Here is a 12,268-nt window from a genome sequence, read left to right on the forward strand (position 1 = left end):
GCAATAGATGCAACTTTGCAGCCATGGTAATCTCCGTCACATGGAGGACGCCGGCCGGCCGGGGCTGCGGGAGCGCAAGAAGATGCGCACGCGGCAGGCCATCGCGACGGCCGCGCTGCGCCTGTTCGCCGAGCGCGGCTACGAGGAGGCGACGATCGCCGACATCGCCGCCGCCGCCGACGTCTCGCCCCGCACCTTCTTCAGCTACTTCCCCTCCAAGGAAGACGTGATCTTCGCCGAGATCGACGACCGGCTCGCCGAGGTCGCCGAGCGGCTGCGCCGCACCCCCGGCGAGTCGCCCATGGAGACGATCCGGCGCAGCATCGTGGACGTCCTGGAGGCGATCGTGGCCGAGCACCGCGACTACGGCCCCGTCCAGGTCGCCCTCATCCTGGAGCGCCCCGCCCTGCGCGCCCGGGCGCTGCAGCGCATGACCGACGCCCAGGACGCGATCGAGGCGCTGCTGCGCGAGCTGTGCCCCGGCATCTCCGAGATCGACGCGGTGGCCGCGGCGGGCATCGCGGTCGGCGGCATGCAGGCGGTCGTCGCGCACTGCCGGCGCGAGGGCTACGACCCCCTGTCCATGCGCACCGCTCTCGACCGCGCCGTGGACCTGGTCGAGCACGGCCTCGTCTCGGTGGACGCGCTGTCGCGCCCGTCACCCTGAACCGCCGGGCACCGGCCGGCGGAGGCGCCCGCCGGCCGGTGCCCGGCTCAGCGGCCGCTCCGCCGGTGGACACCCGAGCGGACCGCGCGGCGCCGGGTTACGGCTACTCGGCGATCTTGATGCGGAGGCGGCGGAAGCCGCGGCCCTTGTTCTCGACCTTGGCGACCGTGATGCGGCCGATCTGCTTGGTGGAGCCGACGTGCGTGCCGCCGTCGGCCTGGGTGTCGAGCCCGACGATGTCGACGATCCGGACGTCCTGCACCTCCGGCGGCACCAGGTTCGTGGCCGTCCGGATGATGTCGGGGATCTCGAACGCCTCGGCGCGGGGCAGGGTCCTGGTGTCGATGCGCCGGTCGGCGTCGACCTCGGCGTTGCAGGCGTCCTCGACGGCCTGCTTGAACCCGGGCGGGACCTCGCGCAGGTCGAAGTCCATCCGCGCGGACAGGGGCTCCATGTTCCCGCCCGTGACCAGGCAGCCGTAGTCGCGGAACACGACCCCGCACAGCAGGTGCAGGCCGGAGTGGGTGCGCATCAGCGCGGTGCGCCGCTCGTTCTCGACCGCGCCCCGCACGACGATGCCGGCGGGCGGGAGCGGGTCGCCCTCTGCGGGGATGAGCACGAGGTCGTCGCCCTTGCGGACGCCCGCGATCCGCGTCTGGACGCCCTGCCAGAGCAGGACGCCGTGGTCCGGGGGCTGGCCGCCGCCGCCCGGGTAGAAGGCCGACCGGTCGAGGACGATGCCGTCCGGGCCCGCGTCGAGGACGACGGCCTCCCACTCGCGCAGGGCCTGGTCGTCCAGTTCCAGCCGTGTCGTGCGTCCGAGGGTCTCCGCGCTCATGCCGTCACCCTAGAGCCGCCGCCGCCGGAGGCGCAGGCGATCACCAGGGGCCGTAGGGGCCCTGGCGGGAGCCGCCGCGGCCGCCGTTGTTCTTCTTGTACGGGCCGACGGCCGGGCGGACGTCGGCGAGGTAAACGGCGGCGGCGATGAACGCGGCGACCGGGAGGATGCCGAGCAGCAGGGCGATGGGGCTGGCGCCGAGCGCCACCGGCGCGACCGCGTACGCGGCGCCGACCACCGTCGCGACGATCAGGATGATCATCCACAGCTTCTTGCTCTGCTTGCTCGCCGCGGCGTAGGCGTTCACGGGCACGGTCAGCGAGTCGACCAGCGCCCACGCCTCCATCGCGAACGCGATGATCAGCAGCAACCAGAAGAAGTAGTCCAGCACGTTGAAGCCCGACATCGGCGATCAGCGCTCCTGCTCGTCTCGGACGGCGACTCCTCGTCGCACGCGGGTCTTCCTTCACCGCAACCCTATGCGCACCGTCCACCAGGGCGGCCTGACGGACCGGGCACCTGTACGGACGACGGAGCCCGGCCGGGTGTTCCCGGCCGGGCTCCGTCGTTCGACGCCGTTACTTCTTCGTGGTGGAGCGGGGCTGCCCGGTGGCCCGGCTCTGCGCCGTCCGGCGCTGAGCCGTGCGGGCCCTGGACGCCTGCCTCGGCTCGGCCTGGTCGGCCGCGGCGATCTCGGCGACCTCGGAGGCCTCGCGGTGCACGACCTTCTTGCCGCGCTCGGCGAGCTCGTCGATGAGCTCGAAGGCGCGGGTGCCGAAGTGCGTGGCGTACGCGACGGCGGCGCCCGGCAGGTCCTTGGCGTCCACGCGCTCCTGGTACCGGGAGACCTCGCCGCGGTAGCGGGCGGCGGTCTCGCGGACCTGCACGCGGTAGCGGCCGACGGTCTCGCGGACCTCGCCCTGGTACCTGGTCACCTGCTCGGGGACCTCACGGATCTTCTCCACCGCGAAGTCGCCGGCGCCGGCCACGGCGTAGACGGCCTTGTTCTCACGGAGGTTGCTGGCCAGCGTCATCCGACCTCATCCTTTCCCTTGCGCTCTGGTCCGGCCTGTTCCGGTCCGGCCTGTTCCGGTGCGGCGGTCTCGGCGGGCACATCGGGCTCCGTGCCGAGGACGCCGCTGGCTTCGTTCTCCTTGAGGAACGACGCGTAGATGTCGAGCAGAACCTGCTTCTGCCGTTCCGTCAGGACGAGGTCGGCCCGCACGGCGGCCTGCACGTCGGTGTCGGCCTCGCGGTCCTCCAGGATTCCGGCCTGCACGTACAGCGCCTCGGCGGAGATCCGCAGCCCCTTGGCGATCTGCTGCAGGATCTCGGCGCTCGGCTTGCGCAGGCCGCGTTCGATCTGGCTCAGGTACGGGTTGGAGATCCCGGACACGTCCGCCAGCTGGCGCAGCGAGATCTTCGCCCGCGTCCGCTGCTCCCGGATGTACTCCCCGATGGAGTCGACCTTCGAACTCGCCATGTCTCCACTCTCCGTCATGGTGCTTGCTATTGCAAGCACCATAGCTAGCACTTCGTGGTGAATCGCCTCACATGCCGGAAATGCCGGGCGGATCGTCACATCGCCGCTGGTCCGGCGATCGGGCGAGCGCCATGGTGCGGGTCACGCGCCCCGCTGTCACACGGGTCGCGACAACGGTGTCTTGCGGAGCCGGCGCGGCGAGGTGAAGTTCGTGGCGCTGAACCTGGTCTACCTCGCCCTCGCAGTGTTCGTCGCGGCGGGCCGCTTCGGCCCCTGGCCCTTCACCGGCTGACCATGCCGGGGCACATCGTGCGCCGCCGTCGGTCAGGGACGGCGGCGCCAGGTGGGGACGGGCACGGGGTCACAGGGACGGGGTCACAGGGACGGGGCGGCGTACGGGTCGTGCTCGGCGAGGAGCTTGTCGAGCCGCGCCTGGTCGACCCGGGTGCTGATGGTCTGGGTCTCCTGCCGGTCGCGGACGCACTTGGCCAGCGTGAACGTGGACGTGATCACATACAGCAGCCCGAGCGCCAGGAACGCGCGGACCCACGCGCTGACCGGCAGGTAGGCCACCCCGACGGCGACGGCGGTGCTGGAGACGGCGAACGAGATCGCCGCCTGGACGAAGAACGCGGCGGATCCGGCCTGGGCGGGCGGCTTGGAGGTCGTCATGGGACGAGTCTGCGGCCCGCCCGCGTCCCGGGCATGAGTACCGGCACTCAGCCGCGCCTGCGCGAGGAACTCAGAACCCGGAGGTCAGCTCACCTTGGACGGGGACGCGATCCAGGTGTTGCAGACGGTCAGGTCGCGCCCGTTGAAGCCGGTGATCACCCAGCCCGCGTAGTGGCGGCCCGAGCCGTGGTCGCGCTTGTCCGGCGGCTGGCGGTCGTCACCCCTGCCCAGCACGTCGTTGACCATGGCCGTGTACTGCTCGCGGGTCATCGGGAGGGTGGTGCGCTCGCTGCCGAGGAACGCGCCCGCGAAGCACTGGGCCTGCAGCTCGATGCGGCGGCTCGCCTCCGTCCGGGTGGCGGTGTCGCCGGACTCCATCTGGCCGTCCCCGTAGAGCAGGATCCCGGCCCGGTCCTGGACGTGGTGCCCGTACTCGTGCGCGATCACGCGGGCGTAGACGGCGTAGTGGGACAGCGGCTCGCCGCCCGACGTCTCCACGACGTGCCGGAGCCCCACGTACATCGTGTTGTTGGCCGGGCAGTAGAACGCGGACGCGCCGGGCGCCGGGTAGGAGCCGCACGGGCTGCGCCCCGGCTCGACCCAGAACACCCGGTCGGGCCGGTCGAACGCGACGCCGGCCTTGGTGAACTGCTTGGTCCACGCCGCGTCCAGGCAGTCGCTCAGGGTGTCCATGAACCCGCGCATGGACTGGGCGGACGGCTGGATCTGCGGCAGGCGGCAGCTCACCGGCGTCAGCGGGCCCGTCTTGTAGATCTTGCTGTTGGTCGCCTTCTCCCGCGGCGTCGACGGGCCGCTCGACGTGGTGGAGGTCCCGGTGCCGCCGACGGCGTCCTGGCCTCCCCCGAACAGCGAGATCCCCAGGATCGCCAGGACGACCAGGGACGTCAGGCCGCCGAAGATGCCCGCGATCGTCCCGCCCGCGCTGCGGCGCGGCGGCGGGCGCATCGGGACGTACCGGTACTGCGGCGGCCCGTAGGCAGGAGCCCCGTAACCCGGCCGGCCATACCCCGGACCGCCGTACGGCGGTCCTCCCTGCGGCGGCCCACCGTACGGCGGCCGGCCGTAGGGCGGGCCCGGAGGCCGCGGCGGAGGGGGCGGCGGGGGGTAATGACCTGCCATAGCGCAGAATCATCGCACGCATTCCCGATACTATTTGCGGCCATGTCTGCTCTTGCGGCGATGTTCCGGTCGCGTCCGGCCGTCCTGGCGGTCTCGGCGGCGCTGGCCTTCCCCCTGCTGACCAGCACTTCCGCGACGGCGGCCGAGGTCGGCGAGGCGTCCGGGGCCGGTGCGGCGGCATCCGGTATCGCCGCGGCCGAGCGGGTGCTCAAGGACGACGTCGTCCTCACCGCGGTCCAGGGCGGCACGGTCAGGGTGAAGGAGACGATCGTCTACCGGTTCGCCGGGCACGACGGCTTCCAGCGGACGTATCCGACCCGGGCGCACGAGAGCGTCACCGAGGACCGCGTCTACAGGATCGAGAACCTGCGGGCGGCCAGCCCGGACGGCGGGCCGTCGAAGGCCACCGCGTCCAGCGAGGGCCTGCACACGACGGTCGAGGTGGCGGGCGACCGGAAGCTGACCGGCGACCACACGGTCGTCCTGGAGTACGACGTGCGCGGCGCGATCACCCGGATGGGGGCGGCGGAGGAGCTGCGCTGGCCGGTGGTCGGCGGCTGGAAGGTGCCGCTGGACGAGGCGAAGGCCACCGTCGACGGCGGCGCGATGATCCGCAACGTCAACTGCTTCACCGGGCCGATCGGCAGCACGATCGGCTGCACGCAGTACTACACGAACCACACGCACACCCAGGGCGTGTTCGCCCAGCAGGGAATGCTGCCCGGCGAGTACCTGACGGTCGTCGCGGGCCTGCCGGCCGGGACGACGGGCGGCCACGCGATCCACGAGCGCCGCCACACGGTCGCGACCGCGTTCTCCGTCAACGCCGTGACCGGCGCCGCGCTCGGCGGCCTGCTGGTGCTGCTGGTGGGCGGCGTCCTCGCCCTCTACCTGCTGCGCGGGCGGGACGCGCGGACCGTCGGGAAGCGGGCCGCCGAGGGCGACCAGGCGCCGGTGGCCGGGGCGGACTTCGAGCCGCCGGACGGGGTGCGCCCCGGGCAGATCGGCACGCTGATCGACGAGCAGGCCGACGTGATCGACGTGACCGCGACGATCGTCGACCTCGCCGTGCGCGGCTACCTGCTGATCGAGGAGGAGGACCGGGCCGCCACCGGCCGCCTCGACTGGACGCTGCGCCGCCTCGACCGCACGCAGGTCGACCTGCTCCCCTACGAGCGGATCCTGCTGGACGCGCTGCTGACGGCCCCGGACGGGTCCGGCCGCGACGCCGTCCGGCTGTCGGAGCTCGGCGGGACGTTCGCGACGAAGCTCGCGCAGGTCAGGGCCGCGATGTACGACGACGTGGTGAAGCAGGGCTGGTTCGCGCGGCGGCCCGACACCGTCCGGTCCCGGTGGACGGTCGCGGGCATCCTCGTGACGCTGCTCGGCATCGCCGGGACGGTCGCGCTGGCGCTCACCACCGAGTGGGCGCTGGCCGGGCTCGCGCTGATCATCGCGGGCGCGGCGCTGGCCTATGGCGGCCAGTACATGCCGGCGAAGACGGCGCGCGGCGCCACGGTCCTCGCGCACACGATCGGTTTCCGCGCGTTCCTGGAGCGCGGCGCCCTCCCCGACGACGGGTCCATGGCGGCGCGCCAGCGGATCGCGCTGTTCTCGCGTTTCCTGCCGTACGCGGTGGTGTTCGACCTCGTGGCGAAGTGGGCCGAGACGGTCAAGGACGCGGGCGAGCGCGCGACGGGCGCCGACAACCTCTACTGGTACGAGGGCCCGGCGGAATGGGACCTGTCGAAGTTCGCCGAGTCGATGCGCACGTTCACGCTGGCCACCTCGGGGTCCATCTCCCAGTCGCGCGGACTGTGACGGCGCCGGGCGGTTAACCGCCTGACGCCGGGTAAAGCCTGGGGCGAGGAGGTGTCGCCTCATGGTCGCCAGCGCGGTGCTCGCCCAGTCCGACCGCCTCGGGAACGCCTACTTCCTGGCCATCGGCCCGGCGGTCATCTTCCTGGCGCTCATCGGGTGGGTGACGGTCGTGCTGACGACGTCGCGCGAGCGCCACCACTACCCCAGCTCAGGAGACGGCCTGCCGCACCGCGGGCCCGTCATGGGCGGCGTGATCATGGGCGGCCCGTCGCAGCGGCCGCGGCGCGACCCGGTGGCCCACGGCGAGGTCGCGGCCCCTGTCGAGCAGGGGCGGACGGAGGAGGAGGCCCGCGTGCGGGGACGGGCCGAAGCGGAGAGGGTCCGCGCCGAGCCGCCCGCCAGGAGCCGCCGCAGATTCGGGCTTCCCAGGCTCCGCTGACGCGGCGGCCGGAACAGAGGACGCGACGCCCGCCGGGTCCGGCGACCCCGCACCCGCACCCCGCCCGGCGGGCGCCGTAGACGCCCGTGGTGGCCGTCGAGACCCCTCCCGACGGTCACCACGGGTCAGACAGGCCGCACCGGCTTCCTCGTAAGATGTCTGACATCTTACGTTGGAGGCTTTCGTGGCGTTGAGTCCCGTATCGAGCGGGTCGACGGTGGACGCCGTGCTCGACCAGCTCCAGGCGCAGGTCAGCGGCGGCGCCTGGCCGGTCGGCCGGCGGATCCCGGCCGAGCTGGACCTGGCCGCGCAGCTCGGGGTGAGCCGCCCGGCCGTCCGGGAGGCGATCCGGGCGCTGTCGCACGTGGGGGTGCTGGAGGTGCGGCGCGGCGACGGGACGTACGTGCGCAGCTGCGCCGACCCGCGCCCGCTGCTGCGCCGGATGTCCCGCGCGTCCGCGCGGGACGTGTTCGAGGTGCAGCTCGCCTACGACGTCCAGGCGGCCCGGCTGGCGGCGCGCCGCCGCACCGGCGCGGACCTGGCGCGGCTGGAGGGGCTGCTCCGCGCCCGCGACGAGGCCACCGAACCGGACGCGTTCGGCTCCGCCGACGCGCGGTTCCACCTCGGCGTCGCGGAGGCCTCCCGCAATCCGGTCCTGATCGAGGCGATGCGGTTCTTCATCGACCGGCTGCACGAGTCGATGCGCGCGATCCGGCTGGACCACGAGGTCCCCGAGGCGGGACCGGCCCGGCACCGCGCCGTGCTGGACGCGATCGCGGCGGGCGACCCGGAAGCGGCCGCGTCGGCCGCCGCCGCCGTCGTGGAGCCGACCCTCACCGTCCTGGAGTGCCTGCTCGACGAGGCCCGCGTGCCCGAGGGCGACGCGTGACCGGGCGGCGCGCCGGACTGGCCGGCGCCCTGCTGATGATCGTCCTGCTGGCGGTCAACCTGCGGCCGGCGGTCGCGGCGGTCGGGCCGCTGCTGACCGAGATCAGCGACGCCTTCCGCCTGTCCGGGACCGCGGGGGGCGCGCTCACCACGCTGCCGCTGGCGTTCTTCGGCTCCTACGGGCTCGCCGCCGCCTTCCTGCGGCGCCCCCCGCGCCCCGAGACGCTGGTGGTGTGCGCGATGGCGCTGCTGGTCGCCGGGCTGCTGCTGCGGCTGCCGGGCGGCGTGGTCGCGCTGTTCGCCGGCTCCCTGGTCGCGGGGATCGCGATCAGCATCGGCAACATCGCGATGCCGGCGATCATCAAGCGGGACCACCCGTCCCGGATCACGACGGTGACGGCGCTGTACACGGTCGCGATCTCGGGCGGTGCGAGCCTGTCGTCGGGATTCGCCGTGCCGGTGGAGAACCTGTTCGACGCGACGTGGCGGCTGCCGCTCGGCCTGCTCACGATCCCCGCGGCGCTCGCCGGGCTGCTGTGGCTGCCGAGGGCGCGGCGGGCGACGCGCGCGGCCCGCTCGGCCCCGCCCGCGGCGCCCCCGCGCGGCGTCGCGGCGCTGGTGTGGCGGTCGGGCCTGGCCTGGCACGTCACGGTGTTCATGGGCCTGCAGTCGCTGCTGGCCTACGTGGTGCTCGGCTGGCTGCCGACGATCTGCCAGGACCGCGGGATGGACGAGGCGACCGCCGGCTACGTGCTGGCACTGGTGGCGGCGACCCAGGCGGTCGGGTCGCTGGCCGTCCCGGTGCTGGCCCGGCGGACCCGCGACCAGCGCCCCCTGGTGGTCGCCACGGTGGCGCTGACCGCGCTGGGCTTCGTCGGGGTGGCCTGGGCGCCGATCGCGTCGGTGTGGGGCTGGACGGTGGTCCTCGGCCTCGGCCAGGGCCTCGGGTTCGCGACCGCGCTGTCGTTCATCGGGCTCCGCGCCCACGACGCCCACGTCGCCGTCCAGCTGTCGGGGATGGCGCAGGGCGTCGGCTACGTCATCGCGGCGCTCGGCCCGCTCGCCCTCGGCGCGCTGCACGACGCCACCGGCGGATGGACCGTTCCGATGCTGGGCGTGCTGGCCGTCTGCGCCGCGCTGGCCGTCCCGGGCCTGCCCGCCGGACGGCTCCGCACCGTGGGCGCGCCCGCAGCACCGGCGCCCGAAACGGTTAATACGGGATCTAGCGGACACATCCCTAACTGACCCTACGGAAGGGCCGATTCACGCCATCGGGAGGTGGTCCGCCATGCTCACCACGATCGTCGCCGACCCTGTACTGGCGGACACGTCCCCCACGGGCGCACGTTACTTCGCCTGGATCATCCCGGTCCTGATCGTCGGCGCACTGCTGACGTGGCTGTACGCGACGCGCGCCGCCTCGTCCCGGAAGCTCCATTGCTCGCGCAGGAACAACCAGCTGAACCAGCGGGGCATGGAGCAGGGCGGCTACTACACCTACGCGCCGGGGATGTTCTCGCACAGCTACCCGCCGGCCAAGGAGGGCCAGCCGCTGGAGTTCCGCAAGGACAACCCCCAGCCCGGACGGGAACCGAAGAAGCCGTGGCCCGACGGCGTCCTGTACGAGCAGACGATCTTCCGGGGCGAGTTCGACGAGCTCAAGACGCCCAAGAGCACCGAGAGCCGCTCCTAGCCCGCCGGCCAGGAGGCCGACCCCCGCTCCGCGCCCCCCGCGCGGGCGTAGACGGTGACGACGAGCCCGGAGTCGAAGGAGTGGGCGTCGGTCGGGGTGAACGCCGCGAGGGAGAAGGGGCCGTCGAACAGGGGGATCCCTGACCCGATCACCAGCGGGTGGCGCTTGATGACCAGGGCGTCGATCTCGTCCACCAGTGCGGCGGCGAGCTTCCCGCCGCCCGCGAGCCAGATGTCGAGCCCCTCCCGCTCCTTCAGCTTGCGGACCAGCCCGGCCGGATCCCCAGGGACGACGGTCACCGCTGGGTCCTCGATGTCGAGCGTCGTGGAGACGACGTACTGCTCCAGTTGCGGATACGGGCTGGTGAGCCCGACGGCAAGGCCCGGCTCATAGGTGCCGCGGCCCATCACGACGGTGTCGAAGTGCCGGTTCGGGGCGGCGGCCACACCGAGCGGCCCGCGGGCATGGGCGGGCAGCGTCTCGGGGTACTCGGCCATGATCATCTCGGCGGGCTCGCCCTCGAAGGGGAAGAAGTCGAACTGCCCCTCCGGCCCTGCGATGAAGCCGTCGAGGGTGGCGGAGACGTAGTAGACCAGCTTGCGCATGCGGTGCTCGCTTCCAGGAGTCGAGTACGGGAGCCGGGACGGACGGCGATTCAGCGGACGGACCCGGGCTTGCGCGGTGGCCGCGGTCGGGGAACGGTACGGGGCTTCGGTACGTGACGGTCCCATCCGGGACGTCCCGCGCGGCCGGGCAGGGCGGTGCGGTCCTGGGGCAGGTGGAGCGCGGAAGGAGTGGTGGACTGGGCGCGCATGCGATCTCCTCTTACTGCCTTTAATGTACTCTGAGTGCAGTGGTTTGAACTTAGTACTGCACTTGCAGTGATTGCAAGCCGATGTGATGGAGGACACAGTGCGACGCAACCCCGCCCGTCGGGCCGCCCTGCTGGACGCGGCGATCGAGGTCCTGGCCCATGAGGGGTCGCGCGGCCTGACGCTGCGCGCGATCGACGCCGAGGCGGGCGTCCCCACCGGCACCGCCACGAACTACTTCGCCGACCGCGCCGACCTGCTCACCCAGGTCATGCACCGCACCCGCGAGCGCCTCACCCCCGACCCGCAGGCCCTGGCCGAGACGATGCGGCAGGCGCCCGCGCACGCGCTGGTCACCGAGCTGATGCGCCAGCTCCTCGGCCGCATGCGGGCCGACCGGTCCGGCTACCTGGCCATGCTGGAGCTGCGGCTGGAGGCGACGCGGCGCCCGGAACTGCACACCGAGCTCGGCGGCTTCCTCGCCGCCGAGCACGAGGAGATCGTCCGCTTCCACCTGGACGCGGGCCTGCCCGGCGACGCCACGGGCGTCGGCCTGCTGTACTTCGCGATGGCCGGGCTGCTCCTGGACGACTTCACCGTCCCCGCCATCACGGAGCCCTACGACACCGACGCCCTGATCGACACCATGGTGAACCGGCTGCTGCCCGAGGAGCGCTAGACCGCCCGGTCGAAGACGCCCGGCGCCGGGCGGATGGCGCCGACGACGCCGTCCCCGCCGCGCACCTCGACGGTCGCCAGCTCGTCCAGGGCGACCCTGTCGGCGCCGATGTGGACGCCGAGGGCGCGCAGCAGCGCGACGGTCACGGGCGTCCGGGCCCGCATCGCCCCGTCGTCGATCTTGACGACCCCGGCGCGCCCGTCGGCGGACGCGAAGGCGTCCACGCCCTCGGCGCCGCACTTGACGAGCAGGCCGGGGACGGCGTCCATCAGCTGCCGCTCCTCGCGACGGGTCCCGGACGTCCACTGCGGGTGCGTCCGCATGGCGTCGGCGACGCGCCGCTCGTGCGTACCCGGCTCGGCGAGGACGAGCGCCCGGAACGCCCGCGCGACGCCCGCGATGGACACGGCGAACAGCGGCGCCCCGCATCCATCGACGCCGACCGCCGCGGCGGGCTCACCGGCCAGTTCTTCGACGACCTCCCGGACGGCCAGCTGCAACGGGTGGCCGGGATCGAGGTAGGAGTCGGTGGGCCAGCCCGCCGTGACGCACGTGGCGAGCATCGCGGCGTGCTTCCCGGAGCAGTTCATGCGCAGCCGGGAGAGCCCCCCGCCCGTCCGGGCGACCTCCTGCTGCGTCGCGGGGTCGATCGGCCGGCTCTCGGGGCAGCGCAGGTCGCCGGCCCCCAGCCCGGCGCCCGCGAGGACCTTCTCCACTCCCTCGACGTGGAAGTCCTCGCCGGAGTGGCTGCCGGCCGCGAGCGCGAGCAGTTCGCCGCCGAGCTCGAACCCGCTGCGCAGCATCGCGACCGCCTGCATCGGCTTGTTCGCCGACCGGGGAAAGATCGGGGCACCGGTCTCCCCGGCCCGGAAGGCGACGCCCCCGTCCGCGGCCAGCCCGACCGCCGCCCCCCGATGCCGGGACTCCACGAACCCGGAACGCTCCACCTCGACCAGCACAGGATTGACGTCCACCGCACCCTCCATCACCACGTCACCGGCTCCCCAGAACCCCCGGCGATCTCCCCACCCGAAGGAATCACGCCCCCGCAGTGGCCTTCACCGGAGGCGAACCTGCACGCCTCCATGGTCAAGTACCCAGCTCAGCGCAGGAAACCAATCCACCACCTGTGGATA

Annotated in this window: 15 protein-coding genes; 7 read left to right on the plus strand and 8 right to left on the minus strand. The window is 73.0% G+C overall.

What is annotated here, in order from left to right:
* Positions 1 to 40: 40 nt before the first annotated feature.
* Complete coding sequence (locus CHC11_RS23465; RefSeq protein WP_089313961.1) at positions 41 to 667, plus strand: TetR family transcriptional regulator; 627 nt, start codon at positions 41 to 43, stop codon at positions 665 to 667.
* Between the two features lie 103 nt (positions 668 to 770).
* Here CHC11_RS23465 and CHC11_RS23470 read toward each other — a convergent pair whose 3' ends face one another.
* The 6 genes from CHC11_RS23470 to CHC11_RS23495 all read right to left on the minus strand — a co-directional run bounded on the left by CHC11_RS23470 (position 771) and on the right by CHC11_RS23495 (position 4,626).
* Positions 771 to 1,505: an alanyl-tRNA editing protein gene (locus CHC11_RS23470; RefSeq protein WP_089313962.1), complete on the minus strand. Its 735-nt coding sequence runs from the start codon at positions 1,503 to 1,505 to the stop codon at positions 771 to 773.
* A gap of 40 nt (positions 1,506 to 1,545) precedes the next feature.
* Positions 1,546 to 1,911 (minus strand): DUF2516 family protein, encoded by a 366-nt coding sequence (locus tag CHC11_RS23475; protein ID WP_218905412.1) that lies wholly within the window; start codon positions 1,909 to 1,911, stop codon positions 1,546 to 1,548.
* 172 nt (positions 1,912 to 2,083) lie between these two features.
* The gene (locus CHC11_RS23480; protein WP_089313963.1) at positions 2,084 to 2,539 is read right to left on the minus strand and encodes a hypothetical protein; all 456 of its coding nucleotides are present in this window, start codon (positions 2,537 to 2,539) and stop codon (positions 2,084 to 2,086) included.
* Complete coding sequence (locus tag CHC11_RS23485; RefSeq protein WP_089313964.1) at positions 2,536 to 2,988, minus strand: helix-turn-helix domain-containing protein; 453 nt, start codon at positions 2,986 to 2,988, stop codon at positions 2,536 to 2,538. The genes CHC11_RS23480 and CHC11_RS23485 overlap by 4 nt, the downstream gene beginning before the upstream one ends.
* A gap of 375 nt (positions 2,989 to 3,363) precedes the next feature.
* Positions 3,364 to 3,660, minus strand: coding sequence for a YiaA/YiaB family inner membrane protein (locus tag CHC11_RS23490; RefSeq protein ID WP_089313965.1), 297 nt, complete (start codon positions 3,658 to 3,660; stop codon positions 3,364 to 3,366).
* Positions 3,661 to 3,744: 84 nt separating this feature from the next.
* Complete coding sequence (locus CHC11_RS23495) at positions 3,745 to 4,626, minus strand: neutral zinc metallopeptidase (RefSeq protein ID WP_089313966.1); 882 nt, start codon at positions 4,624 to 4,626, stop codon at positions 3,745 to 3,747.
* A 216-nt stretch (positions 4,627 to 4,842) separates the two neighbouring features.
* Between CHC11_RS23495 and CHC11_RS23500 the strand changes: the two genes are divergently transcribed.
* From CHC11_RS23500 to CHC11_RS23520, 5 genes are all read left to right on the plus strand, one after another.
* Positions 4,843 to 6,621: a DUF2207 domain-containing protein gene (locus tag CHC11_RS23500; protein ID WP_245919645.1), complete on the plus strand. Its 1,779-nt coding sequence runs from the start codon at positions 4,843 to 4,845 to the stop codon at positions 6,619 to 6,621.
* A 61-nt stretch (positions 6,622 to 6,682) separates the two neighbouring features.
* Complete coding sequence (locus tag CHC11_RS23505) at positions 6,683 to 7,060, plus strand: hypothetical protein (protein WP_089313968.1); 378 nt, start codon at positions 6,683 to 6,685, stop codon at positions 7,058 to 7,060.
* 184 nt (positions 7,061 to 7,244) lie between these two features.
* Entirely contained in the window at positions 7,245 to 7,949 is a 705-nt protein-coding gene (locus tag CHC11_RS23510) for a FadR/GntR family transcriptional regulator (RefSeq protein WP_218826213.1), read from the plus strand.
* Positions 7,946 to 9,193: a CynX/NimT family MFS transporter gene (locus CHC11_RS23515; protein WP_089313970.1), complete on the plus strand. Its 1,248-nt coding sequence runs from the start codon at positions 7,946 to 7,948 to the stop codon at positions 9,191 to 9,193. Before CHC11_RS23510 ends, CHC11_RS23515 begins: the two co-directional genes overlap by 4 nt.
* Positions 9,194 to 9,236: 43 nt before the next feature.
* Positions 9,237 to 9,641: a hypothetical protein gene (locus tag CHC11_RS23520; RefSeq protein ID WP_089313971.1), complete on the plus strand. Its 405-nt coding sequence runs from the start codon at positions 9,237 to 9,239 to the stop codon at positions 9,639 to 9,641.
* Here the strand turns inward: CHC11_RS23520 and CHC11_RS23525 are convergent.
* Positions 9,638 to 10,246, minus strand: coding sequence for a dihydrofolate reductase family protein (locus CHC11_RS23525; protein WP_089313972.1), 609 nt, complete (start codon positions 10,244 to 10,246; stop codon positions 9,638 to 9,640). The genes CHC11_RS23520 and CHC11_RS23525 overlap by 4 nt on opposite strands.
* A gap of 307 nt (positions 10,247 to 10,553) precedes the next feature.
* Between CHC11_RS23525 and CHC11_RS23530 the strand changes: the two genes are divergently transcribed.
* The gene (locus tag CHC11_RS23530; RefSeq protein WP_089313973.1) at positions 10,554 to 11,132 is read left to right on the plus strand and encodes a TetR/AcrR family transcriptional regulator; all 579 of its coding nucleotides are present in this window, start codon (positions 10,554 to 10,556) and stop codon (positions 11,130 to 11,132) included.
* Here the strand turns inward: CHC11_RS23530 and CHC11_RS23535 are convergent.
* Positions 11,129 to 12,106, minus strand: a complete 978-nt coding sequence (locus CHC11_RS23535; RefSeq protein ID WP_245919647.1) for an asparaginase — start codon at positions 12,104 to 12,106, stop codon at positions 11,129 to 11,131. The two genes, CHC11_RS23530 and CHC11_RS23535, sit on opposite strands and share 4 nt — an antisense overlap.
* Positions 12,107 to 12,268 lie beyond the last annotated feature (162 nt).

It is taken from the genome of Actinomadura mexicana (assembly GCF_900188105.1).
In the GTDB taxonomy this organism is placed as follows: Bacteria; Actinomycetota; Actinomycetes; order Streptosporangiales; family Streptosporangiaceae; genus Spirillospora; species Spirillospora mexicana.

Bases quoted from the DNA above. Each gene is read 5' to 3' on its own strand.
- CHC11_RS23465 (WP_089313961.1), top strand. From the start codon at position 41: ATGGAGGACGCCGGCCGGCCGGGGCTGCGGGAGCGCAAGAAGATGCGC.
- CHC11_RS23470 (WP_089313962.1), bottom strand. From the start codon at position 1,505: ATGAGCGCGGAGACCCTCGGACGCACGACACGGCTGGAACTGGACGAC.
- CHC11_RS23475 (WP_218905412.1), bottom strand. From the start codon at position 1,911: ATGTCGGGCTTCAACGTGCTGGACTACTTCTTCTGGTTGCTGCTGATC.
- CHC11_RS23480 (WP_089313963.1), bottom strand. From the start codon at position 2,539: ATGACGCTGGCCAGCAACCTCCGTGAGAACAAGGCCGTCTACGCCGTG.
- CHC11_RS23485 (WP_089313964.1), bottom strand. From the start codon at position 2,988: ATGGCGAGTTCGAAGGTCGACTCCATCGGGGAGTACATCCGGGAGCAG.
- CHC11_RS23490 (WP_089313965.1), bottom strand. From the start codon at position 3,660: ATGACGACCTCCAAGCCGCCCGCCCAGGCCGGATCCGCCGCGTTCTTC.
- CHC11_RS23495 (WP_089313966.1), bottom strand. From the start codon at position 4,626: ATGCGCCCGCCGCCGCGCCGCAGCGCGGGCGGGACGATCGCGGGCATC.
- CHC11_RS23500 (WP_245919645.1), top strand. From the start codon at position 4,843: ATGTCTGCTCTTGCGGCGATGTTCCGGTCGCGTCCGGCCGTCCTGGCG.
- CHC11_RS23505 (WP_089313968.1), top strand. From the start codon at position 6,683: ATGGTCGCCAGCGCGGTGCTCGCCCAGTCCGACCGCCTCGGGAACGCC.
- CHC11_RS23520 (WP_089313971.1), top strand. From the start codon at position 9,237: ATGCTCACCACGATCGTCGCCGACCCTGTACTGGCGGACACGTCCCCC.
- CHC11_RS23525 (WP_089313972.1), bottom strand. From the start codon at position 10,246: ATGCGCAAGCTGGTCTACTACGTCTCCGCCACCCTCGACGGCTTCATC.